This window comes from Virgibacillus sp. LDC1, from assembly GCF_025792345.1.
GTDB lineage: Bacteria > Bacillota > Bacilli > Paenibacillales > Paenibacillaceae > Paenibacillus_AQ > Paenibacillus_AQ lautus.
This window is the reverse complement of the sequence record NZ_JAOXLZ010000001.1, coordinates 49271-74965: the sequence shown is the minus strand read 5'-3', so window position 1 is coordinate 74965 and position 25695 is coordinate 49271. Positions and strand designations below refer to the sequence as shown.

The 25695-nt window shown below is 50.1% G+C and carries 19 protein-coding genes and 1 pseudogene; 4 read left to right on the top strand and 16 right to left on the bottom strand.

All coding sequences use genetic code 11. The annotated features are described in order from the left end of the window. Position 1 precedes the first annotated feature (1 nt). The 5 genes from OHJ21_RS00385 to OHJ21_RS00365 form a co-directional block, all read right to left on the bottom strand. Positions 2-535, bottom strand: coding sequence for an NfeD family membrane protein (locus OHJ21_RS00385; RefSeq protein WP_127594714.1), 534 nt, complete (start codon positions 533-535; stop codon positions 2-4). A gap of 201 nt (positions 536-736) precedes the next feature. Continuing rightward, positions 737-1900, bottom strand: a complete 1164-nt coding sequence (locus tag OHJ21_RS00380) for an iron-containing alcohol dehydrogenase (RefSeq protein ID WP_326114853.1) — start codon at positions 1898-1900, stop codon at positions 737-739. 178 nt (positions 1901-2078) lie between these two features. Continuing rightward, on the bottom strand, positions 2079-3668 hold the full coding sequence (locus OHJ21_RS00375) for a UDP-glucose--hexose-1-phosphate uridylyltransferase (RefSeq protein ID WP_486019146.1): 1590 nt from the start codon (positions 3666-3668) through the stop codon (positions 2079-2081). Between the two features lie 19 nt (positions 3669-3687). Further along, positions 3688-4677, bottom strand: coding sequence for a UDP-glucose 4-epimerase GalE (galE, locus tag OHJ21_RS00370; protein WP_100535797.1), 990 nt, complete (start codon positions 4675-4677; stop codon positions 3688-3690). A 1-nt stretch (position 4678) separates the two neighbouring features. After that, positions 4679-5839: a galactokinase gene (locus OHJ21_RS00365; RefSeq protein ID WP_394057254.1), complete on the bottom strand. Its 1161-nt coding sequence runs from the start codon at positions 5837-5839 to the stop codon at positions 4679-4681. 208 nt (positions 5840-6047) lie between these two features. Between OHJ21_RS00365 and OHJ21_RS00360 the strand changes: the two genes are divergently transcribed. After that, entirely contained in the window at positions 6048-6911 is an 864-nt protein-coding gene (locus OHJ21_RS00360) for an AraC family transcriptional regulator (protein WP_100535795.1), read from the top strand. Positions 6912-7045: 134 nt separating this feature from the next. Here the strand turns inward: OHJ21_RS00360 and mgrA are convergent, their stop codons facing one another. From mgrA to OHJ21_RS00345, 3 genes are all read right to left on the bottom strand, one after another. Next, positions 7046-8062 carry an L-glyceraldehyde 3-phosphate reductase gene (gene mgrA, locus OHJ21_RS00355; RefSeq protein WP_100539274.1) on the bottom strand — a complete coding sequence of 339 codons (1017 nt, stop codon included), beginning with the start codon at positions 8060-8062 and terminating at the stop codon, positions 7046-7048. Between the two features lie 123 nt (positions 8063-8185). Beyond that, positions 8186-8938, bottom strand: a complete 753-nt coding sequence (locus tag OHJ21_RS00350; RefSeq protein WP_486019145.1) for an NAD-dependent protein deacylase — start codon at positions 8936-8938, stop codon at positions 8186-8188. 37 nt (positions 8939-8975) lie between these two features. After that, positions 8976-9743: an HAD family hydrolase gene (locus tag OHJ21_RS00345; RefSeq protein WP_486019144.1), complete on the bottom strand. Its 768-nt coding sequence runs from the start codon at positions 9741-9743 to the stop codon at positions 8976-8978. A gap of 209 nt (positions 9744-9952) precedes the next feature. Here OHJ21_RS00345 and OHJ21_RS00340 point away from each other — a divergent pair. Next, positions 9953-10192, top strand: a pseudogene (locus OHJ21_RS00340) (KGG domain-containing protein); the annotation flags it as partial. 237 nt (positions 10193-10429) lie between these two features. After that, positions 10430-12118: a dihydroxy-acid dehydratase gene (gene ilvD, locus OHJ21_RS00335; protein WP_100535791.1), complete on the top strand. Its 1689-nt coding sequence runs from the start codon at positions 10430-10432 to the stop codon at positions 12116-12118. Positions 12119-12248: 130 nt separating this feature from the next. Here ilvD and OHJ21_RS00330 read toward each other — a convergent pair whose 3' ends face one another. After that, a complete protein-coding gene (locus OHJ21_RS00330) occupies positions 12249-13631 on the bottom strand; it encodes a polysaccharide deacetylase family protein (RefSeq protein WP_100535790.1) in 1383 nt (460 codons plus the stop codon). A 142-nt stretch (positions 13632-13773) separates the two neighbouring features. On the opposite strand from OHJ21_RS00330, the gene OHJ21_RS00325 reads away from it, so the two are divergent. After that, a complete protein-coding gene (locus OHJ21_RS00325; protein ID WP_100535789.1) occupies positions 13774-14937 on the top strand; it encodes an AI-2E family transporter in 1164 nt (387 codons plus the stop codon). Here the strand turns inward: OHJ21_RS00325 and OHJ21_RS00320 are convergent. The 7 genes from OHJ21_RS00320 to OHJ21_RS00290 form a co-directional block, all read right to left on the bottom strand. Further along, complete coding sequence (locus OHJ21_RS00320) at positions 14886-16676, bottom strand: peptidoglycan D,D-transpeptidase FtsI family protein (protein ID WP_100535788.1); 1791 nt, start codon at positions 16674-16676, stop codon at positions 14886-14888. The genes OHJ21_RS00325 and OHJ21_RS00320 overlap by 52 nt on opposite strands. 294 nt (positions 16677-16970) lie before the next feature. After that, positions 16971-18122: a Ger(x)C family spore germination protein gene (locus OHJ21_RS00315; protein WP_486019143.1), complete on the bottom strand. Its 1152-nt coding sequence runs from the start codon at positions 18120-18122 to the stop codon at positions 16971-16973. Next, entirely contained in the window at positions 18115-19221 is a 1107-nt protein-coding gene (locus tag OHJ21_RS00310; RefSeq protein ID WP_486019142.1) for a GerAB/ArcD/ProY family transporter, read from the bottom strand. Before OHJ21_RS00310 ends, OHJ21_RS00315 begins: the two co-directional genes overlap by 8 nt. Positions 19222-19227: 6 nt before the next feature. Next, positions 19228-20736, bottom strand: a complete 1509-nt coding sequence (locus tag OHJ21_RS00305; protein WP_326114839.1) for a spore germination protein — start codon at positions 20734-20736, stop codon at positions 19228-19230. A 259-nt stretch (positions 20737-20995) separates the two neighbouring features. Continuing rightward, a complete protein-coding gene (locus tag OHJ21_RS00300) occupies positions 20996-23170 on the bottom strand; it encodes a methyl-accepting chemotaxis protein (protein WP_100535784.1) in 2175 nt (724 codons plus the stop codon). A gap of 215 nt (positions 23171-23385) precedes the next feature. Further along, the gene (locus OHJ21_RS00295) at positions 23386-24729 is read right to left on the bottom strand and encodes a peptidase U32 family protein (RefSeq protein WP_486019141.1); all 1344 of its coding nucleotides are present in this window, start codon (positions 24727-24729) and stop codon (positions 23386-23388) included. Positions 24730-24741: 12 nt separating this feature from the next. Then, positions 24742-25674 (bottom strand): peptidase U32 family protein, encoded by a 933-nt coding sequence (locus OHJ21_RS00290; protein ID WP_486019140.1) that lies wholly within the window; start codon positions 25672-25674, stop codon positions 24742-24744. Positions 25675-25695: the final 21 nt, after the last annotated feature.

Genomic DNA, 25695 nt, shown 5'->3' with positions numbered 1-25695 from the left:
ATCAATCCTCTCCTTTTCGTTCTTCCAGTTCGGACACTCTCAAGACACCCTCAACAACGTCGACTACCACCACACGGACACCTGCGGCAAGATTTTGACGATCAAAGCTAGACGCGATGTGCGTTGTGTTGCCTGCGCCAATCTTAACCATCACTTCACCGAATCCTTCTGCAGGAAGCGGTACGGTGACAACGCCGATCATGCCCGCCAGCTCCTTTATGGAGAAGCCCGTCGAGTTCTCGCTGTTCTCCATCGGTTTAACGTAGCCGAAGTAGACGAGAATCGAAATGACGATAGCCGCTAAGACAGACAGCGTTACATGGGCACCTGCCGCTAATTCCGTGTATTTCGTCAGCATGATTCCGGTACCGCCAAATACGGTGATTCCCCCAGCGATTACAACCGGATTGAAAAAATCCACTGACAAAAAGTCCAACAATCCGTCAAGCGCCGAGCTAAGTATGTCGCCAAGCACCACGGTTACGATGGCAAATATCACGCCTCCGATTAGACAGCCCCAATATAACGCTTCCATGTTGATTGCCCCCTCTAGAATTCCTTACTGTGTATAACAAGTAATACGGCAAAATGTTTGCTAAAGTTTCAATTATTTCCCTCAAACGTATGAAAATCTCTTCATATCTATATTCCACGTCCCAATTAAAAAGCCTGCACGGCATGAGCCGGCAGGCTTTGAAATGATTCTATTCCTTGTCATATAACGACAGGACAACCCTTATAGTGACATCCGATAAATCTCCACGACGTCTTCACGCTGCAGCTTGCGGAAGTTGCCAAAAGGACCAAACCGCATCGCCTTATCGGCCATAGCCTCGATCTGGCTGTCGTCAATATCGTACGCTCCCAGTGTGCTAGGCGCACCGATGGAAGTCCAGAAGCTGCGAAGCGCTTCAATTCCTTCCAATCCGATGGCTTCATCGCTTTTTCCTGCCGGGTCCACTCCGAATACGTTCACGGCAAGTGACTTGAAGCGCTGAGGATCCGCACTTTGATTATATTTCATCCAATTCGGGAACAGGATCGCCAGTCCACCGCCATGCGGAATATCGTATACGGCAGATACCGCGTGCTCGATGTTATGGGTTCCCCAGTCACCGGCCATCCCCATATTGATCATGCCGTTGAGCGCCATCGTTCCGCAGTACATGATCGTCTCGCGGTGCTCATAGTTCTCCAGATCCTCAACCAGCTTCGGTGCCGTATCGATAACGGTACGAAGTATCGTTTCGCAGAATCCGTCCTGCACGGGCGTGTTGGTGTCTTGGTGGAAGTAGTGCTCCAGCACGTGAGACATGATATCTACGATACCGTACACCGTTTGATCCCGCGGAAGAGAGAACGTATGTACAGGGTCCAGAATCGAAAATGCGGGGTACGCATGAGGACTTCCCCAGCCCATCTTCTCTTGGGTTACTTCATTGGTGATAACGGAGCCTCCGTTCATCTCCGATCCCGTTGCAGCCATCGTAAGCACCGTTCCAAGCGGAAGACCCGCTTGCGGAGCGGCTTTGCGCTCTACGAAATCCCACATATCTCCGTCATATTTGGCGCCAACGGCAATGGCCTTGGAGCAGTCAAGGACGCTTCCGCCGCCAACGGCCAGAATGAGATCAATGTTATGCTCCCGGCACAATGCCACACCCTTATGAACCGTCGACAGGCGCGGGTTCGGTTCCACACCGGCAAGCTCCGTGACTACCGCATTTGCTTCCCGTAGTAACGCGATAACCTGGTCGTACAGCCCGCTGCGCTTAATGCTGCCGCCACCATATACAAGCAATACGTTCCGGCCGTATTTGGCCACTTCACTACTTAAAGCACTCAGCTTGCCCTTTCCAAAAATCAACTGAGTCGGATTATGAAAGACAAAAGGTCTCATGTACATTACCTCCATGGCATCTTGTTTGCATCTATATTCTATCGTGCATGCTTTTTAATTCTATACCATTCCCATTATGCAAAACAAACAGCCGTCCTTCTCCAGAAAGAATCGGCTGTTTGAATGATGATCCTAGTTATCGTTAACTTCAATATCTCATATATCCATCAATGAATGTCTATCGGCTGTCTGGAACGTATCCCATATGGCTCAGGAATCGCTGAAATGCCTGTTGTCCTTCCGCCGTCTGTTTATATACCCCGGCATGCTCCAAAATGGTCGTGAATTTGCTGCCGACCTCACGGCGTATCAGTTCGGTGGCCCCGGCTTTATCGGATGCGGTCATTCCCCGTCCTCGCAGCTCCTCGATCCAGTCGCCATGGACGGCGAGCGGATGGTCAGCGGCCTGGCTGTCCGCATACAGCGCCTCGTCCCCCGCCAGAATCTCGGCGATTTGGTCCAGCTCTTCCTTGAGTCTGCCCGGCAGGATCGCCAGTCCCATCACTTCGATCAAGCCGATGTTTTCTTTCTTGATGTGGAACATCTCCCGGTGAGGGTGGAAGATCCCTTCCGGATATTGCTCATTCGTCCGATTGTTCCGCAAAACCAGGTCCATCTCATAGATGCCCTCGTCATTTCGGCGGGCAATCGGAGTCACCGTATTATGGCGGACCCGCTCTCCGTCCACTTCGCTTAACGCTTCAATGTCTGCAGAAGGATCACTGTAGATTTTCCACCCCTCGTATATACTGTTCGCGCATTCAAGGAGGGATTCCCGGTCCTTTGAGGATAGCCGGATAACCGACATCGGCCACTTCACGATGGCCACGGATACGTCCGGATAATCCCCATGCGCAAATCCGGCCACCTTCGGCGCTTTCTGAATCGGGAAGGTATGTCGTCCCCCTTGAAAATGATCGTGCGTGAGAATCGAGCCCCCGACAATCGGAAGATCCGCATTCGAGCCGAGAAAGTAGTGCGGGTAGGCATCGACGAAGCTCAAAAGGCGGGCAAGCGTCGCTTTGGTCAGCTTCATCGGTACATGGTCGTGATGGAATACAATGCAGTGCTCGTTATAATAAACATATGGAGAATATTGGAAGAACCATGGCTCACCGTTCAACTCCAGCGGAATAATGCGCAGGTTCTGCCGCGCCGGGTGATTGACCCTGCCTGCATAACCCACATTCTCCCGGCAGAGCTGGCACTTCGGATAGATCGGCGGAGGCAGCAGTTTGGCCATGGCGATTTCCTTCGGGCTCTTCTCCGGCTTGGATAGATTGATGGTAATCTCAATATCGCCGTACGCGCTGGCATGCCGCCAGTATTCGTTTTTGGCTACGCGATCCATCCGAATATAGTTGGAATCGATGCACAAATTGTAAAATTGTCGGGTAGCCTCGACGATCCCCTGCTCATGCTCAACCGTCCGGAACCGAGCGGCCACTTCCGAAGGTCTTGCCATGAGACGGCCCATGATTTTGGCGTCCAGCAAGTCCCGGTACGTATCTGTATTTTCCGGGATCATGCCATGCGCCGCACCGTAATCAATCAGGATGTCGAGCATAGCCTGAGGCCCATCCGGTATTAGGTCGTTCACTTCGTCACCGTACGGTTCGCTGAACCCGAAATCCTCCAGCAGCAGATTGCGGCTGTAATCCGCATCCGCTGCCTGGATCAGGCCTTTATGAAGCGCAAATCGCACCAGCATTTCAATCGCATGAAGGACCTGCTTGGATTCGGGAGTACTTGATGTTGCAGCATTCATGTTCATCGTCCCCCTTGGATTAATTGTCACCGTAACCGTCCGGACGGCTGCTGTGCCACTTCCATGCGCTCTCGATAATCTCCTCAAGCGTCGTTCTGGATGGCGTCCATCCGAGAACCGTTCGCGCTTTATCCGATGACGCCACCAATACCGCAGGGTCACCTGCACGGCGAGCTTCCATGACAACCGGAATATCGGCACCCGTCACCTGCTTCGATGTCTCGATTACTTCCTTCACCGAGAACCCGAGGCCGTTCCCGAGATTAAACACATTGCTGGATTCCCCGCGGCGGAGGTAATCAACCGCGCGCAAATGCGCATTTGCCAGATCGCTGACATGAATGTAATCACGGACACACGTGCCGTCAGGCGTTGCGTAATCGTCGCCAAACACCGAGATGCTTGGGCGCTGCTTCAAAGCGGTTTGCAGAACAAGCGGGATCAGATGGCTCTCCGGCCGATGATCCTCGCCGATCTTTCCGCTGGCATGCGAGCCGGCTGCGTTAAAGTAACGAAGGGATACATACTTCACCCCAAGCACGGTATCGAACCAGGACATCATCCGTTCCATCATCAGCTTGGTTTCCCCGTACACGTTCGTCGGCTGGGTCCGGTCCGTTTCCTCGATCGGCACCTTCTCAGGCTCGCCGTAGGTTGCGGCCGTTGACGAGAAGACGATCTTACGCACGCCCGCTTCATTCATGGCTTCCAGCAGGCACAGCGTTCCGTATACGTTGTTATCGTAATATTTCACCGGATCTTTCATGCTCTCGCCAACCAGAGAATTCGCGGCAAAATGGATAACGGCATCAATCTCATTTTCCGAGAACAATTGCTTCAGCAGCGCCTTGTCGCGCAAATCGCCGACATACAGCTTTCCGCCCAGCAGCGCTTCGCGATGTCCCGTCTCCAGGCTGTCGATCACAACAACTTCTTCCCCTTGCTCCAAGAGCTCCGCTACGGTGTGAGAACCGATGTAACCCGCTCCGCCAGTCACTAAAATAGCCATATTATTCGCCCTCCTTCACTTCATGCACGCCTTGACCTACGCCACATACGTAGAAGTCGGGCTTCAGTCCCGTTCTGGCTTCGTACTGCTGTCCCACTTCCGCGATGAAACGTTCCACCGCGTCCTCGTGTACGAGGGATACCGTGCAGCCTCCAAAGCCGGCTCCGGTCATTCTGGAACCGATCGTACCCGGAATCCGCTGAGCTTCTTCCACCAGCGCATCCAACTCGTCGCCCGTAACTTCGTACAGATAACGCAAAGAGTCATGGGACTGGTTCATGTATTGTCCGAATGCTTCCAGATCACCGTTCTTCAAGGCCTCCACGGAATCATGCACACGCTGGTTTTCCTCGACGACATGCTGGGCGCGTCTTCGGACCGTTTCATCGCGGATGCTGTCCTGCAAGGTTACGAATTGATCCGGATTCAGTTGAGCGAGATACGATAACGCCGGCAGCTCCTTCTGCAAAATTTCCAAAGCGCGGTCGCACTCGCTGCGGCGTTCATTGTATTTGGAATCGACGAGTCCGCGCCGTTTGTTGGTATTCGAAATCACGATTTTGTATGCTCCGGTTCGGAAAGGCACCAGCTCATACTCCAGCGTATCGCACATTAACAGAATGGCATGATCCTGCTTGCCGTTGGCTACGGCGAATTGATCCATAATGCCGGAGTTGACGCCGACGAACAAGTTCTCCACCCGCTGCGAAAGCTTCGCGATCTCCACCGTATCCGTCTCCTTGCCTTCCATTTTCAAGAAGGCGTAAGCCGTGACCACTTCGATGGACGCCGAGGACGAGAGGCCCGCGCCGTTCGGGATATCCCCATGGTAGAGCAGGTCGTAGCCGCTGCTAAGAGTGCAGCCGATTTTATTCAGCTCCGTTATGACGCCGACCGGGTAATCCGTCCATTGATCGCTTTTGTAGCCATAATCCTCATCCAGGCTGATTGTTAGTTCATAGGGGATATTGGTGGATGAAAAGCTCACCTTGTTATCGTCACGCGGTCTGATAATCAAGGTTGTGCCAAACTCCAAGGCTGCCGGAAGCACATAACCCCCGTTGTAATCCAAGTGTTCCCCGATCAGATTCACGCGTCCGGGCGCGTTAAATATGCGAACCTTATGCTGACTCTCACCGTGCTTGTCCATAAATCTTTCCATAAGCTGTTGCGTCGTCACTGCCCATCACTCCATCCTGTACATATGGTAGTTTTACTGTCTTCAGTATAATGGAAATCTCGTTAACCGATAATGAAATCTTGTGCGTTACATATGGATTTATGTGACTTCCGGGGGTACAATGAATTTATAAAATCAACGATGTCCCCGCAGTTCCTCTTTTTCCCAAACTTATTGTAAAGGAAAATGAATGATGAAACCAACCTATTCTGTTGCTTCCAATCCTGCGCAGCAAGGCAGCGGTTCGCTCCACGTCCGATTCGCCGGCGAGAGCCAGACCCGGCCGGAACATGCATTGGGGCCGAAAATATACGATCATTACTTATTGCATATCATCGAGTCGGGACATGGCGTATTTCGAACCGAAACCGACAGGTATCAGCTTGGCCCCGGCGACTGCTTCCTGATCCATCCCGGCCAAATTGTCAGTTATGTATCCGATGCGAGCCATCCCTGGCGTTACCGGTGGGTCGCCTTTGATGGAGAACACGCCGGCGAAGGCGTATACCATTCGGGACTCACACAAGATAAGCCTGTTCTCCATCTCATGGAGAACAATCCGATTCCCGGCTATGTGTCCCTCATTCAAAGCCATTTTCAATCCAGGGAAGAAAGCTCCCATATCGCTGCCATCGGTTATCTGCATTTAATCTGGGCTGAGATCATGAATCGGAGTGATCGGCCGTCCCGTTTAACGCTGGCAGAACCGCAGGTTCAGCGTACGGTGAAGCAGATGATCAATTACATGGCTTCTCAATACGCTCATCCCGTCTCGATTGAACAAATGTGCGCAAGCCTGGGCTACAACCGCGCGTACCTGTCGCGCATCTTCAAGCAGGAAACGGGCATGACTCCGATTACGTATCTGCTTAAATTAAGAATCGACCAATCCAAGCGGCTGCTGCGCGAACGTCCCGACTTGTCCATCGAGCAGGTTTCCGCATCCGTCGGGCTCACCGATCCGCTCTATTTCTCGCGTCAGTTCAAGCGTCTCGTCGGCCGATCCCCGACGCGGTACCGCAAGGATATCCTCTCATCATCCGCACATACTTAACGATATCGTCTGCCCGATAGATCTAAACGAAAAAGGAGCGCCTGTCAGGTCTGTAATCATCCTGAGGCGCTCCATTCATGTATGTTGGTATCTATGATATTCTGTTCAAAATCCATTCATAAATGGTACATGATCTACCCCTCTGCAGAAGAGGCGTTTTCCGTTTTCAGGATCGCTTCAATGCGATCCAGTTCTTCCTTCGAGAACTCCAGGTTGTTCAAGGCAGCCACATTGTCTTCGATCTGGCTCACCTTGCTTGCCCCGATCAAAGCAGATGTCACCCTGCCGCCACGGAGGACCCAGGCGAGGGCAAATTGGGCGAGACTCTGGTTCCGCGCTTGGGCGATTTGGTTCAAAGCTCTGATCTTGCGCAGCACCTCGGGGGTGATATTGCTTTCGTTCAAGAATACGGATGCACTTGCGGCGCGTGAATCGCCAGGCACGCCGTTCAAATACTTGTTGGTGAGGAGTCCTTGAGCAAGCGGAGTGAATGCGATGCTTCCGACCCCGTTCTCTTCCAGACAATCGAGTAATCCGTTCTCCACCCAGCGATCCAGCATGGAATAGCTTGGTTGATGGATGAGCAGCGGAGTTCCCAGGCTTTTCAGAATCGATATCGCTTCCCGCGTCTTCTCCGGCGAATAATTGGATACTCCAACATAAAGCGCCTTGCCTGAACGAACAAGATGATCCAGGGCTGCCATGGTTTCCTCCAGCGGCGTTTCCGGATCCATCCGATGATGATAGAAAATATCGACGTAGTCCAGGCCCATTCGTTTCAAGCTCTGATCGAGACTTGCTACCAGATATTTGCGCGACCCGAAGTCACCGTAGGGTCCCGGCCACATATAATAGCCCGCTTTGGACGAAATGACGATTTCATCACGGTAAGCCTTAAGATCCCTTGAGAGAACTTTACCGAACGTCTCTTCGGCAGAGCCTGCAGGCGGTCCGTAATTGTTCGCCAGATCGAAGTGGGTAATGCCCAGATCGAAGGAGCGCGTAATCATATTACGCCCGTTTTCATACGAGTCGACACCACCGAAATTATGCCATAATCCAAGGGAGATCGCCGGAAGTTTCAATCCGGATCGCCCCACGCGGTTATACTTCATTCCTTCATAGCGGTCTTCACTAGCCACATAGGTCACTTGCAATCCCTGCCTCTCTAAGTGATAGGTCCATTGCTAAATTCCATCTTAACGTGTTTGAACGTCCTTTGACAAGAAAACGATTACAGACATAGATGCAGCAGCACGCCTCCGCTGTCGCCGTTACATACGGATCAGCTTATCCACCTGCGTCATGACCTGACCGATCCGATCCGCAATCAAGAGGCCTGCCCGGTGATCGTAAGGGGTTGGATCTGCATTCAGCAAAGCTACCTTGCTTCCATGAAAATAGGATATCAAACTCGCAGCGGGGTGTACCGTCAGGGAAGTCCCGCCAATAATCAATAAATCCGCCGTCGATATTTCCTGAATCGAGCGCATGATGATGTTCTGGTCCAATTCCTCTTCATACAGTACAACATCCGGCCTCACCAGCCCTCCGCAATCCTTGCAGCGCGGGACGGTTTCCTTGATGTCCAGAATATCCTGCAGGCTGTAGTGCCTGGAGCAATCCATGCAATAATTGCGATGCACAGAGCCATGAAGCTCCAACACCTCGGAACATCCTGCGGTCTGATGCAAACCGTCGATATTTTGCGTAATCACCGCCTTCAGCTTACCGTCATGTTCCAGTCTCGACAATAGACGGTGACAGCCGTTCGGCTGTGCATGCGGGTGAAGCATCTTGCTTCGGTAAAAGTCGTAGAACACTTCCGGATGCTTCATGAAAAAAGTGTGGCTGAGCATGACCTCCGGCGGATACGGAGATTGGTGCTCGCTCTGGTATAGTCCGGCTGCCGAACGGAAGTCAGGAATCCCGCTCTCCGTGGAGGTACCGGCTCCCCCGAAAAAAACAATGTAGTCGCTCGCTTCGATCCATGTTGCCAACTGCTCGATTTTTTCCCTGTTCTCCACTCTTTTACACCTCCGTACAGCCCTTAAAATAACACGTCTACCTGTGCACGTCTAATTCATTATAATCGGATATGACGACATCGGCATCTGTCAGATGTACAGGTTCCCCTTCATCTGTCAATAAACCCACAGCCAGAGCGGCGCCTGCTTGCTTCGCCATTTGCATATCCGCGTTGCTGTCACCGATCACCACCGCTTCCTCGGGCAAAATCCCAAGCAGTCGGCATGCAGTCTCCGTCATTTCCGGGTGCGGCTTGCCGTTTCGAACCTGATCTCTTCCCAAAATGGCCGTAAAGGAAGAGTGAAGCCCCATCCACTCCAACTGTTCCACGGCATTTGAAGTATCATCCGAAGTAACCACGGCCATCTTCACGGAAGCCAAGCTGCACTTCTTCAGAAAATTCTCAAGCCCCGGCATCGGGAATGCCGGCTTCTGCTGACGAACTTCATACATGGCATTTTTCGTAATTTGATGGACCTGCATAATTGCCTCGTTCCAGGGCATTCCTGCAGCATACAGCTGCCAAGCTAGCAGCCCGTTTGTCTCCTCCACGGTGCCCATGGCGAGCGGACCCTGAACATCGTAACCCGACACCCGCCCGTTAGCATCATGATTTGTCCCCAGCACCTGCTCTTTCGGCAGCGTGAAGCCGGCTCCCATTAATTCCAGCCGTTCCTCCATGAATTTGAGCACATAATCGGCCCATCCTCCCCACAGCGCCATGAAATGGAGCAGCGTTCCGTCTTTATCAAACAAAATCCCTTTGCAGGGAACGGTTCGTCCCTTCACTTGAACAAACGGCAATGTAAAAAACCTCCCTATCCTATTCTTGATCATACTCTTATTAAACCATGAAATAAACTCTGATTTAAACGGAATTAACGCTGGGACTCAGAAATCGATCCGATATGGAAATTTACCAATCTTTAGTCGAATGTTTTGATTCATGACAAATAAGCCGTGGTAAGTAACATATACGCATAGCAAATACGACGGTAAAGGAGTGATTTGTGATGGCAAACAGCAGCAATCGAAAGATGACCCGCGAAGAAGCAGGACGTCTTGGCGGCGAAGCGACCGCGAAAAAGCATAGCCGAGAATTCTACCAGGAAATCGGCAAAAAAGGCGGCAAAGCGACGTCCAAGAACCATAGCCGCGAGTTTTACCAGGAGATCGGTCAAAAGGGCGGCGAAGCTACCTCGCGGAATCATAATCGTGAATTCTATCAGGAAATTGGCCGCAAAGGCGGCAAGAAATAGCATCATCACTCAAAAAGAAGCCTGTTCCCGCCCTAGGGGAGCAGGCTCTTTACATGCCATCGCGACAGGCTTCTTTCCATCGCTTCCTATTAATATCATGTAGAAAAACCTACCTTTTTGTGATAGACTCATTTAAAACCTATTCGCTGTTTACAGGTACCCGGCTGCTTTGCCGGAAGACCGCGCTAAAGCGTAACAATTTTATAATAGATCTGGGGGGAAATCGACATCATGACAACCAAAAAAATGCGTTCAGACATGATCAAAAAAGGCTTTGACCGCGCGCCGCACCGCAGCCTTCTGCGTGCAGCAGGCGTTAAGGAAGAGGATTTCGGCAAACCGTTTATCGCCGTATGTAACTCTTACATCGACATCGTTCCAGGTCATGTGCATCTACAGGAATTCGGTAAAATCGTGAAGGAAGCGATCCGTGAGGCCGGCGGCGTTCCGTTCGAATTCAACACCATCGGCGTGGATGACGGAATTGCCATGGGACATATCGGCATGCGCTACTCGCTGCCAAGCCGCGAGATCATAGCGGACTCCTTGGAAACCGTCGTATCCGCTCACTGGTTCGACGGTATGGTATGTATCCCGAACTGTGACAAAATTACGCCCGGCATGCTGATGGGTGCCCTGCGCGTTAATATTCCGACGGTGTTTGTCAGCGGCGGACCGATGAAAGCCGGCGTGGACAGCAAAGGCCGTAAATTGTCCCTGACCTCCGTATTTGAAGGCGTGGGCGCTCACCAGGTCGGCAAAATCAATGATGATGAGCTCCTGGAATTGGAACAATTCGGTTGTCCAACCTGCGGATCCTGCTCCGGCATGTTTACCGCCAACTCCATGAACTGTCTCGCCGAGGCGCTCGGTCTGGCTCTCCCAGGCAATGGTACCATCCTTGCCATCGCCGAAGAGCGCAAAGAATTCGTTAGACAATCCGCCAAACAATTGATGGAGCTCGTAAAAATGGACCTCAAGCCGCGTGATATCGTTACCGTTGAAGCGATCGACAACGCGTTTGCGCTGGATATGGCGATGGGCGGCTCCACCAACACGGTGCTTCATACGCTGGCTCTCGCTCAAGAAGCCGGTCTCGATTACCCGCTGGAGCGGATCAATGAAGTTGCTGACCGCGTTCCTCACATCTCCAAGCTGGCTCCAGCTTCGGATTACTTTATTGAAGACGTACACTTGGCGGGCGGTGTGAGCGCGGTTCTGCATGAGCTTCTCAAGAAGCCGGGCGCACTGCACGGGGATTGCATCACCGTAACAGGCAAGACGCTGGCCGAGAACGTAGCGGGCTGTGAAATCCAGGATCAGAACGTCATCCATCCGATCGATTCCCCGTATTCCGAGCGCGGTGGTCTCGCAGTACTGTATGGTAATCTGGCTCCAGAAGGCTCGATCATCAAAGTCGGTGCCGTTGATCCATCGGTTGGCGGATACCATAAAGGGCCTGCCATCTGCTTTAACTCGCAGGATGAAGCGCTTAGCGGTATTGCTAACGGGAAGGTCAAGGAAGGTCACGTGGTTGTCATTCGTTATGAAGGGCCGAAGGGTGGACCGGGCATGCCGGAAATGCTGGCGCCGACCTCCCAGATCGCAGGTATGGGGCTTGGAGCTAAAGTCGGTCTGATCACAGACGGACGCTTCTCCGGTGCTTCCCGTGGCATCAGCATCGGGCATATCTCGCCGGAAGCGGCAGAAGGCGGACCTATCGCTTTCGTTGAAGACGGAGATATCATTGAGCTTGACCTGAATAACCGGACCATACAATTGCTGGACGTTTCCGATGAGGAAATGGCTGTACGCCGCAGCAAATGGGTTGACTTCGAACCGAAGGTAAAAACCGGTTATCTCGCTCGCTACTCGAAGCTTGTGACGAACGCCAGCTCAGGCGGCGTATTGAAAATCTAACTCATACAAAGCAAAGGGGTTATCCCTCGCAGGCATTGGTAAGCCTGCGGGGATAACCCCTTTTTTATATCCAAATTACATCTTAGAGATAATCCATACATAATGACAGTAAACAAATCGGTTCGATGAACTACATGCCCTGCGATGCACTGGCAACCGCCAGGTCACCCACATGTTCCTGTTGTATTTCCTGCTGCTCCTCGGATGGAGGCTGAAGCTGACTCTTCTTCTCAGCATAACGCCCGATCAGAACATCCACCGGCATCATGAGCATCTTCGGCTCCATAATATGACTGCCCTCTTTAAGACGGGCCTGCCCTTTCGGGTGGATGACGCTAAGCAGCAGTTTCAGATAAAGTCTGGACGAGCTGGCAAACAGTCCCCGCGGTAAATCCATGACAAGGAATCCGAATTGCTCCGGTCCCCGTGAAATCATAGTTACAGCATACAATCCCTTGATATCCTTGTACTCGGGCCGTTCCAATACCATATTAGCCATAGAAGGCAGGTCTTTCTGCACGGCACGAATCATTTTGATGGCGAGCTGTACTTCCGAACGGGAGCGGCTGCCGATCTCGAACAATTTTTTGTTATCAAAATGGAGCTCCAGCACCTGGTCTCCCTTTTCAAGCCGGCTGCCATCTTCCATCACAACCGTTTTACCGGTAAAAGCACGCTTCCGGAAATGCAGCATCGGATCTGCCGGAGTAACCGTTTCGAGTGCAAATACCGCATGAAATCCTTTTTCCCACAAAAGCCACAACGAGACGATCATACGCTTGAGAGGAGACAGCTTCTTCGCTTTCGCTTTGCTTTCCTTCGCCATCATGTCGTCGATTCGGATGCTTCTCATTCCCTTCTGCTCTGCGACTTTGAGAACACGTTCCAACGCGATCAGCATTTGCTCTGGTGCATCGGGGTTCGCCCCCATCGTCGTGCCGCAGTCATGAAGGAGCATGACCTCGCCACCGCTAAGCTTGGCAAGCATTCGCTGCGTTAGCTTGTCGGCGCCAATCTTGCTCCGCCAATCATTAAACATCGACGACCATAGGATAATGCGGCAGCCGGTATTCTTGGCAAAATCGAATAAATTCACGATTCCCCATGGCGGTCTGTAATAACTCGAACGTTCACCGGTGATGGAGTAAATAATATCATCCGTGCGCTTGACTTGTTTACGGACGGTGACCGGCCGCATGAACCAATTGCTCTTGTGAACATAGTTGTGAATCCCGATCAGATGACCTTCACTATGAATGCGTTTTACAACCTCTGGATGTTTCTCGGCATGAGAACCCACCAGGAAAAACGTCGCCTTCATATTATACTGCTTCAAAAGATCCAGCAGTCTTGGTGTATAGAACGGATCAGGACCATCATCAAAGGTTAAGGCGAAGTCGTTCGAGCCTGTTCCCCTGCGAAATACTCGGAAACCAAATATCCGGGTCAAGATGCCGGGAATGAATGCATAAAAAGATGAAAGGTAAAACAACCATAGCAGTAATGTTTGCATGCTTACTCCCCGCTTTTTATTTCTTTTTCTAATGAACCCACTATTATTATTTTAGCATAGCACTTAAAGAAATAGGCTTTTTTTTCACAAATCGTGTACAATGATATCAATTAATAAAGTATAAAGGAGCCGATATCCCACTATGCTTCCCTTGTATAAAAAATATTGGAGAACCGCCTTCGATATAGGTTTAATCGTGCTTACGGTTTACCTGATCATGTTCATATTCAGCAAGCTGTACCAAATTGCGGCTCCGGTGTTTTTATCTTTCCTCGTTTTCCTGATTATCGAGCCTTTCTCCAAATTCTTGCACCGCAGGGGGTTGCCAAAACCGTTTGCCGCCGCGATATCCGTTCTGCTCTTCCTGCTCGTTATCCTGGGCATCCTGTTCGGAGCCGGGGCGCTCATCGTATCGCAGTTCATGAATCTGCAGGATAATTTGCCGGGTTATACCAAAACGATCCAGAAGCATTTCTCAGAGAGCCTGATGTTTCTCCAATCCAAGCTCGACGCGCTGCCACCGGATCTGACCGACCGTCTGAACGGTTATTTTCAGGACATTACCACTTTTGCCCAGGGTGCAGCCGAGTCGTTCTTCCATTATGTCGTTGGCTTTATGGGGTCGTTCTCCTCGTTCATCGCGAATTTCGGGGTTGCGATCATCCTTGCCTTCTTCCTGAGCATTGAGATCGGCAGCTGGCGGAGAATTGCCAAAGACAAGACGCCAAAGACCCTCAAGACGGCTTTTGTTTTCCTCAAGGAAAATGTATTCAAGGCGATTGGCTCGTATTTAAAAGCCCAGATGAAGCTGGTCAGCATTACCTTTGTCATTGTATACATAGGACTCTTAATATTAGGTACGGGAAATTCCTTGTCCGTTGCGCTCATCTGCGCTGTGTTCGATGTACTGCCGCTGCTGGGTGTTCCCGTTATTCTTATTCCGTGGATTACCTATTTGTTCATCGTCGGCAACACCGGGCTTGCCATTGGCTTGATCGTACTGCTTGCCGTAGTTGTGATTTCCAGACAGCTGCTTGAGCCAAAAATTACAGGAAACTCGATCGGCGTATCCTCTGCATTTCTGATGCTGTCCTTCATGATGATCTCGCTGTCCATTTTTGGAGTTGCCGGTTTGATCCTGGCTCCCATCCTGCTGATTCTCATCAAGGAATTGCTTACCCAAGGATATCTGAAGCAGTGGATCCGGCTGCCGAGCGAAGAATTCGATGTGTCCCCTTGGGACATGTCCCGCTCTTACGCAGAGCCGGAGGCCGATTCAACGGAAGCCAAGAAATCGGAAACCTGACCGAATACGTCGGTTGCCTGATTGCTGCTGTTCGGGCTCCGATTCTCAACCAATACAGCCACGGCATAACGTGGCTTTTCCACTGGGCCGTACCCGACAAACCACTGGTTGTTTCGGGGACGGCCTTTTACTGTTACCTGAGCCGTTCCGGATTTACCGGCAAGAGTCCATTTGCGATTTTTTAATGAGCTGCCAGTTCCCTCTTCGACAACATCCTTCATCCACTCGAGCAGGATGGAAGAGGTTTCACGGGAAATCCCCTTTCCTGATGTTTGCTCCTTTAGCGGATCCGTATCTTGAAGCAACTGGCCGTTAGCATACCGGATCTGCTGTAAAATACGGGGCTTGGTCTTCACCCCGCCATGAAGGAGCGTTACTATCGCATTAGCAGCTTGCAGCGGGGATACGGCAGCGTCTCTTTGGCCTATGCCTGTCTGAACCCTGACACCTGCATCAGAGGCGTCCACAGAACTGGAAAACACCGTGCCCTTCTCTTCATGATCCAATGGCGCGAAGGAACGGAGCCCCAGAAACTGCTGGGATTTCCAACCTACCGTTTGCCCGAAACCCAGCGCGGAGGCCGCCTCCGCCATTTGCTGAGCAGATAATCTCTCCGCAAGTACAGCAAATACGACGTTGCATGACTCCGCGAAGCCTTCACGAAGATCAATCGTTCCATGCCCTCCCTTTTTCCAGCAGGACATTCCGAACTTACCGTATTCGCCATCACAATGGAAGTGTTCACCTTCAGAGCTTAACCCATTGTCAAGTATGGCTGCAGCCGTGACTAACTTGAAGATGGACCCTGGCGTGGCTGCTTTCAACCCGCGGTTCTCCCACTGACCATCCTTCGGGTGAATCTGCTCCGGATCGTAGAAGGGTCTGGAAACCATGGCCACGATGTCCGCATTTCGGGCATCCAGTACAACAACCGCCCCTTCTTTCATGCCCGCTTTCTCCGTTATGGCCTCAATCCCTTGTTGAATATCGATATCAATCGTGGTGGTTACCCGTAACGGATAGTACCGATTGTCAGGCGCCTTCACCATCGGCTTGATATCCTGAATGACTTCATTGGTGCTGTTAACCGGAAAATAGACGATAGTCGGCCCTTGTCCCCGTATCAATGAATCCATCGTTTTCTCCAATCCACTGGTTCCGGTAACCTCCGGATCATCGTCAAAGAACAGGCTTTCCTTACGCTGACCGGACACAAAACCAAGCCACTGCATTCCCGATTGGCGATGGCCGTACCGCTGCTCATAAGGAAGAACCTTGAGTTTAGGTAGTTCAAGTTCTTGAATCTGCGTTATCTGATCTTTGGTTAAGGAACGAGGAATGAGGGAGTTGTCTCCATGCCACAATTCTGGCTCCTTTAACTTGCCCCAAGTCTGTATCAAATGATCCTTATTCGTTCCCAGTATACGGGCCAGCTTCACTAACTGTTTATGGGAATTCTTCAGTTCCTTCTCGCCAGCAGGAAACAACACGGCTGCCCAGATGAGTTTGCCCGTGAGCGGTTTTCCGTTCCGATCCGTAAAATGTCCGCGACCGGAATCCAGTACAATGCCCCGCTCCCTCTGTATCAGCGATGCCTCTACCATCGTATGCCGGCTGCCGGGAACCCGCTGATGCTTCATCACGAGTTGTACCCATCCAAGACGCAGCGTCAAAACGGCAATTAAAATCGTCAGTATCAGCCATCCGTATGTAATTCGCTTATTGCGGATAAGCCTCATGTCTTGCTCCTCCAATATGGTCTATGGTCTCATCATTATTTCCATATGGAACCTGACTCAATCACGTTCACTTCTCTACCAAAAATGAGCTCTCCAAAAAAAGACCACTCTTGATTAAAACATTGACTTTTAATCCGGTTTCTTTGGTTGCTTCCAGGGCGGGTCACCATATTTATGCAAATACTGATTTATTTTGAACAGGGTGAAAGGAACAATGATGAGCAGCAGCGAGCATATTATTACAAGCGGATTTAACAAAAGATCGTAGCGAAGGTCCATCATTTCCCCTCTTTTCTATTCGGTACCGGTAATGGTTCCAATGGTTCTGACTTTTGCGTCAACGTTCACATGAATCTTGCATTGCGAAAATATATTTCGACCACGGTCCCAGTCATTCTTATAACGCATCCATGTGCCATATTCACGCTCTTGGCATTTTTTCCAAAATCCCAGGAAGTCGGTTTTATAATCGTTCTGCGCCTTAAGAATAACGTCCATGGCAATTTGCTTGATCCGTTGCTCTGCCTTGCGTTTGATTTCTCCGTTTAATTCGCGTAGGTTTTCATTCTCATCCAGCTCTGATTCCCCAATATTGCCTCTGACCGAAATTTCAACATGAAACTCAGGAAGTCCCCGGTCATCCAGATGAACGCGAACGATCCGGTTGAATTCCCTGACCTCATAAACGAGCTGCTTGCCTTGAACAACAAGTTCCAATGATGCTGTTTTAACCGTTCCTTGCATCATATTGCGGCCCGTGGTTTCATCATTGTCCAGAAAGCCTTTGAACTCGTAGTTCTCACCGTTAAACACTGCGGCACCACTGGTGGATATTCTGTCATCTTCCGTGATGGAAACCTTGGGTAGTGCATAACTGGACTTGGATAACAGAAAATTATGCAGCTCCCCAATATTGGTAGGAGGCGTGATGGATTCACTCTTGTCTTTATTCTCTTGCGTTGAACGAATGTATTGCACGGGCAAGGTTTCAATTTTCGAATGGATCTCCAGTATCTTGCTTGCCTCTCCATGAGCAACCATAATATTGGAAGCTCTTCGGTTCTCCGGATCCCTGACGAATAAATCCAGTACATCACCTACGTGCTCCGTTCCAACCAGCCCCTCCGAGATGATGATTACTTGGTTATGGGCAAGATAAGGAGAGCGGCTGATCTCATTCGACATCTTCCGCGCCGCCTTGAATACGCTGTCCGCCGTTGCGGACAGATTGATAAAAGGGCTTCCTCCCTCATTCTTCTGGCCGCTGGACCCTTTCATCTGCGTAGGCACGACAATTTGAAATGTAAGCTTAATTTGTCCACCCTCTGCTGCATCAAGGGCAGTACCTACTACAAATCCACGCTCCTCAATTTCCATGCGGTCCCAGCAGCCTGCGATAGGCCACACCAGCATGAACACGATGAGGATCCGAAGCATGCTAGCCATCACCCTTCACCCCCCGAACCTTGGCCACCAAAAGCAGCAGAGCCGGAAGCACCCAAGCGAATCCAATTCCCATATAACTGATCCATTCGGCAAATACATTGAGCTCTCGAAGTGTGCTTGGCAATAAACCGAGGATGAACAGGATCGGTGCCATAACAAGGATCATCGTAAATCTACGATATTTAGGGAACACGGATTCCAGTGCCAGTAAAGCTACATCAAACGCCATCGCATTCGTGCTGAATAACGTCATCAGCCAGATGACAAAAAAGAAAAATTCAAACCGTTCAAATATCCCTCCAGGGACCTCAACCTCTTTAGCCAATTCGGCTAACGGATACAGCGTATTGGAGACCACCATCGGTCCAAAAACGCCAATGACAAAAACGAAAATAATGAAGTAGATCAAGATGGGTATCAATACCCCCCGGAAGATGGAACCGAGAAGCTTGCTTTTCCTAACAACGTAAATGTTATAGAACAGCATGATCTCCAGCCCTAAATAGGAGAATACCGTATCCTTTGAAGTGATAATGATTTTTTTCCAATCGGTTTTAAACACAGGTAACAGATAATGCACGTTTAAACTTCCGAGATTCAAGAAAACGATGAGCAGCATGATCGATACAACGATGGGGAAAAAAATCAGATTCAAGCGCAGCAAAGCGATGCTTGGCCCCGCGACAGCGTAGATGAGCACTAGTAAGTAAACCAAACCGATGATTTCCTCTGGCGTGTTATCAAATAGATATAGTCTCGTGATTGTGGATACCCCGCGCACTTGATAACTGACAAACAACAAGAGGTAAAGACTGATCAGCAGCGTCACCACATGGGCTGCTTTTCGATTCATGATGATCGTTGCCATCGTATGATAATTTTTACCGGGAAACCTCGAAGCCAACGTCCCGATCGCCCCTGCAAATCCAAGAGCGATCATGCCGCCGAGCATGATCGACATCCAGCCATCCGAGAAAAGGGTATTCCTTGCAATCGTATTGGGGAGCGTAAGGATCCCGAGCCCTATCAACATATTGCTAACTGAATATACAATCTCTTTACTGCCAATCGTTTGATTACTTAGTTGGTTATGGTTCATTTCGAATCACCGCTTTTTTGCCCGATGGATGTCTTGGGGCTTCATAAATAAAGGTCTGCGCGTAAGCCAAGTCACCGGCACGCGGATGAACATATCCTTCCAATCGTGCTGAACAGAGGGAGCAACGGGGCTCAGATATGGGATTCCAAAGCTATGCAGCCTCATCAAGTGGATACAGATCATGATAAAGGTCAGCACAATCCCATACAGTCCCAGAAAGCTTGCAGCAATCATGATCGCAAAGCGCAGCATTCGAAAAGATATGCCTGCGCTGTATGACGGAATGGCAAAAGACGATATCGCTGTCAGAGCCACAATGATAACCATAATCGGGCTCACGATCCCCGCCTGAACCGCAGCCTCGCCTATTACAAGTCCACCGACAATGCCAATCGTCTGACCTATCGGCTTGGGTAGGCGGATTCCCGCTTCACGCAGCAATTCCAGTGTAACCTCCATCAGTAAGGCTTCGATCACCGCAGGAAAGGGTACCCCTTCCCGAGAAGCAGCAATCGAGAATACGAGCTTAAATGGGATCATCCCAGGATGAAAAGACAGAATGGCAATATACAGCGCGGGTAGAAACAAGGTAATTCCGATAGCCGCAAGGCGCAGCAAACGTATTAGCGAGCCAATACTCCATCGTTCATAATAATCTTCGGGGGAATGTAACAGAGAAACGAAAGTAAAAGGAAGAAGAAGCGCAAAGGGGGTACCATCCAGCAAAATCGCAACTTTTCCCTGCAGCAATGCTGATGTCACTTTATCAGGTCGTTCGGTATTCAGAATCTGAGGAAACGGCGATAAAAAGCTGTCTTCAATCCATTGCTCAACCGTCCCGGATTCAGGGGCATAATCAAGATCCAGTGACTTCAGCCTGCGGTTAACTTCTTTGATCAGATCCGGATTCGTCAGCCCTTTCATATAGACGACCGCAAGTGACTGATTCGACCGCCTGCCGATGGTGTGGGGCTCGATCGTCAGATTAGGCTCACGAATATGTCTTCGCAGCAAGGAGATGTTGGTGTAGATACTCTCCGTGAATCCTACTCTCGGACCGCGAACCAGCGCTTCCGTTTGAGGCTCCTCAATACTGCGTGCCGGCCACTTCCGGCTCTTGATCAGTAAGGCCTCATCCGTCCCCTCCAACATGAGAACCGTATCGCCCGACAGTATGACTGGAATGACTTCATCCCAGCGTCTCGTTCGTTTGGTGATCTGCGGAGATATCATCCGGTTCTCAATCTCATGGAGCATCATATGAGTATTCATCATGGATTCCTGGGAGAGTTCCTGATTATGCTGGATCGGCTGGATAATCTGCTCCTTAATCAACAATGGATCAGATAACCCCTCGAGGCTGACAATAGCAGAGGTATAAGTGCTCCCTCCAACCTGCAGCACTTTCGTGGTGAGGTCGCTAGGATCGTTGAGTAACAAGCTAAATGTTTTCAGGTTATCTTTAAGATTCGTTGACAGGAATTCAGGTGTATGACCAGGCTGCCTTGTATTCAAGTGACCTCGACTCCTTCAACCATATTCTTTGTTATCATTTCCTCTGAAAGTTATTTTTATCCGGTATCGAAAATAGCCGCGCAAAGTGGAGCCTATGCTTCTTATGCTTATTCCAAATACTTTGCGAGGCCCCCAACCTATAAATGCGAATACAGAATGGCTTTGGCTTCGCTGAAAGCTTATACATTCTGTAATCTGAAAAAAAGGCTGTTCCATCAGCTTAAACTGATGGAACAGCCTTTGAATTATGCAATCAATCTTACAGTCTAAAACGAGACAAGGTCTCTTTCAGTTCATTCGATACATTCTCCAGCTGCGATGATAGATTAACCAGCTGACTGCTGACGCTTTGCTGCTCTGTGGAGAGAGAAGCCACCTCTTCCGAAGTTGCAGAGGATTCCTCGGCTACCGCGCTCACATTACTCATCGCTTCCGAAAGAACATTCTGAGATTCATTCAGTTCATCAATCGAATGCGTTACCGAATCCAAGGACTCGATAAAGTCGACCATCTGCTGCTGAACGGATACGAAGATATCGTTCGTTTCCTTAACAGCATTCATCTGTCCTTTGAAGAGTGGGTTCGCATCCAGCAACACCTGCACGGTCTCATTCATCTCGGTCATGATGCGATCGGTAATCTGGCTGACCATATCGATGGATTGTCTGGATTGGTCTGCCAACTGACGGATTTCATCGGCCACGACCATGAAGCCTCTGCCAGCCGCCCCAGCGCGGGCCGCTTCGATTGTTGCATTCAATGAGAGGATATTCGTTTGCTTCGTAATGTTTTGAAGTACGTCAAGCACTTTGACAACCGATGAAGTCGTCTCCTTCAAGCCATCGACCTTGTGCATCATCGAGCGGGTCATATCCTCGGTCTGATGGGTCTTATCCAGCAAGTCACTCAAATGCTTCGTTCCAAGCTCACTCGCGCTTTCCACGTGACGGGCCGATTTGCCCATCTCTTCGTTGGCTGAAACGACCATTTGCATCTGCTTCGAGATGTTGTTGGTCAGATCGCTGCCGCGTTCGGCTTCTACCGCCAGACTGCTGGCACCGTTGGCAATTTCCTCGGTAGCTACGGCAATTTCTTTGGCGGAAATAGCCGTCTTCTTCGAGGCATCGCTTAACTCGGTTGCCGTTCTAAGCACTTCCTGAGCGGTATTGCTCGTTTGCTGCACGAGTCCGGTGATCTGCTCCATCATATCGTTAAAGCTTGCGGAGAGCTGACCGATTTCATCCTGACTCTTATGGTCTGTACGAACATTCAAGTTGCCTTTGGCGCCTTCCTTCATCAACAGGTTAAGCTTGCCTAACGGACGGGCAATCATTCTTACCATCCAAATCCCGATCAGAATGGCAAAGATAACGTCGATGGCAGCCACGATAAGCGTGATGACCAGTATGCTGGACGCATCCTTCGTGAGCTCGCTGGTTTGGACAGAACCTACGAGCTTCCAATCGTTGGTGTTCAGCGTATTATAAACCGCCAGCACATTTCTTCCTTGCTCATCCTTCGTTCTTACGTCATCCGTTTTGGTGTCGGCCGGGAACTCCTTCGCAAACGTCCAGGCGGTTTCCGAACCCACAATGGAGGACTCGCTGGAGGAAACAACGATGCCTTCCGGACTGATCAATTGCAGTTGGCCGTTCTCGCCCAGGTTGATTCCCTTCAGCTGCGTATCCAGCACCGAGGCGTTAAGTTCAAACATAACCACATACGTTGAAGTTAGATCATTCATAGACCCCAAAGAACGGGCAATCGTGAAATATGGAGCTCCGCTGTTCTGCATCGTTGGCAGCCACATAATCTTCTTGTCGCCTTCCTTCAGCTCGGTATACCAGCTTTGCTCAAGGACGGTTTTGGAGGATTCCGAGGCCTGACCTGCCGATATGATCTTCTCTCCCTTGGTAGGAATCAGATATATGGCTCTGATCGACGAATCCGATGTGATCTGATTGGATAGTTTATCCCGAATGCTGCGTTCCACCGTAAACGAATCGTAATCGCTTAATTTTTTATCCGTGTACTCCGACAATAACTTCTGCAATTCAATGTCATAGAAGATTTGTCTACCGGCATTCTCGTACTTCTCCAGAATGATGTCGATTTTCTCAGAGGTTTGAATGATCGTCTGCTGATTGCCGTTCGCAGCATTCTTCTCAATCGTGCTCTTCGCCTTATCGTACGACAGATAACCCAAGACGATCACAAAAAATACAATCGCTGACAAAAAGATCAGGAACAACCGGATACCGACGGATTTCGCCGGGTTCATCGGCATCCGGCCTATAGCCGTTCCCACGTTTGAAAAAAACGACTTGGCAGTATGTATCCCTGTTGATGCCGAAGGTTTTTTCTTTTTCTCTTTGATTCCTCCGGGCTTCTTGTCCTTCTTCGGTTTCTTATCATGCTGCTCAACTTCTGACATTAGCTGTTCACCTACCACAATCATATTATTAATACGTCGGTCCAATCCCTTGAAACGTATTCGTTACTCTTTATTTCGACAATTGGAGGTGTTTTCCTTTGGCTTTTCGCAAAAAAATAATTCCTAATCCCTAATTTTTTTACAAACAAAAAGAATCCGAGGTCCATCCACAGACCCGGATTCTCAATTGTGTAGTTCTTAAGCACTAAATTTTATTACCCTTTACGTTTTCTCATCATATCAAAGTGACGCACCGGCTGATCCACCTTCATGCGAATAAGCTGCAAAGGATGACGAGCTGCATCGAGTTCATTGCCATTCTCATCTCCGATAGGACCAACTGCCTGCTTAAAGAAGGTTCCTTCCGGTCCGAAAAACTCGATTTCATCCCCGGGCTTAAAGTGGTTCCGCTGCTGAATGACGGCCGTTCCCGATTTCTCATCATACTCCATCACCAATCCGGCGAAGTCATAAGGAACCGCCTTCTCTTCGGGTTCATAGATATGATCCTCATGGTCCGGTGTATCATAGAAAAATCCGGTATTCAGCGGTCGGTTGGCCGCTTTATTGATTTCCTCAATCCATTCCGGCTTCAATACATATTGATCAGGGTCAGCCATATAGGAATCAATGGCCTGTCGATATACATTGACCACAGTCGCTACGTAATGGATCGATTTCATCCGTCCTTCAATCTTGAAGCTGTCGATTCCCACCTCAATCAGATCCGGAATATGCTCGAGCATGCAGAGATCCTTCGACCCCATCGTAAACTGGTTGTCCTCCGGCTGGAACAGCGGGATTTGCGTAACGCCCGGTTGGAATGGGGACGGTGCAGGGGCCGGCTGCTCCATCAACTGCTGCTCTTCCGATACCCACTGGCCTTGCTCTTCTCTTTCATCTACAAACAAATCGTATTTCCAACGGCAGGATTGGCAGCATCCGCCCCGGTTGGAATCACGATCCGTAAAATGATTGGACAACACGCAGCGACCGGAAAACGAAGAGCACATCGCGCCATGGATAAAGGCCTCGATCTCAATGTCGACATGCTCTTTAATCGCTGCGATCTCCTCCAGGCTCGCCTCGCGTCCCAGTACGACCCGCGGCAATCCTTCGTCCTTCCAGAACTTCACGGCCTGCCAATTAAGTGTGGATTGCTGTGTGCTCAGATGAACTTCGAGCTTGGGCGCAGCACGTTTAGCCATCTCAATAATAGCCGGATCTGCAGCGATGATTGCCGCAATGCCTGCTTCCTCCAAACTTCGCAGGTAGGATTCAATTCCCTCAATGTCCTCATTATGCGCATAGATGTTGGTGGCCACAAAAACTTTGGCGCCGTATTTCTTGGCGAACTCCACGCCTTCTTTCATTTCTTCAAAGCTGAAGTTGTCTGCATTTGAACGAAGGCCGTATTTCTGCCCCCCAATATAAACTGCATCGGCGCCATAATGCACCGCAAATTTCAATTTTTCCAAATTACCAGCCGGGGCGAGCAATTCCGGCTTGTCCAGGCGATAGCGTTTGCCCTTGTATTTTGGCTGTGCCATTGCTTCCATGCTGTCCACTCCTTAATAAACTTGTTCCTTATAGAAAAATCCAAACGACAATTCACGTTCCGGATCCTGAATCGCACGGATTCCGTCCATCCACTCTTCCTGAAATGCATAAGTGGAAGCATCTGCAGCATATAAATCAATCGCTTGACGATAGGTTCGAATCACCAGCTCATTGTAATGCCGCGGCTTCAGCAGCGTCTCCACCTTAAAGCTGTCCATGCCTGCTGCCATTAACAGATGCAAATCCTCCAGAATGCAAATATCCTCCGAGCTCATAATATGGGTTCCGTTGATATCCTCATAGATCGGATACTTCTCTTCTTGACGCTCAGCTTCAATGAGAAACAAACCGCGCTCCTTGCCAAGGTTGCCTTCATTCACGGGTCTGCCCTGCTGCTGCATATAGCTGTTCACCAGGCGCCGCTTGGAATGATAGATGTTGGTCATGCCATGAACCTGAACCTGTGCTTCCAGCTGAAGCTGCGGCTTCATGTCCGTTACCTCGTCCATATTTAATTCACGCGCAAGAATAACCCGGGAGGCGCCTTTGCTTCCCCAATAATTGGCCGTTGAATAGTTGGTGGCGGTCATTTCTGCATTCCAATGAAGTTTGACCTGTGGAGCCAGCTCTTTTACGGTAGTGAGCACGGAGGGATCGTTAAATTCCACCGCATCAACGCCGATTTCTCCGAGCGCCTTAACATAGGCGGGGAGCTCGGGCAGCAAATCATTTGTCATCAAATTGTTCAAGCTTACGTATACTTTACTTCCTCGTTCGTGTGCAAGCTGTACAACTTGCGTTATTTCGTCCAATGTCAGACTGCCAGGCAATCTCATGCCGAATCGATCCTCGCCGACAAGCAGTGCATCGGCTCCCGCTTTCAGGTAAGCAGCAGCATCAGCCACGGACCCGGCTGCCGCTAATAATTCAGGTTTGATACTCATTTAAAAATTCCTCCCTAGTTA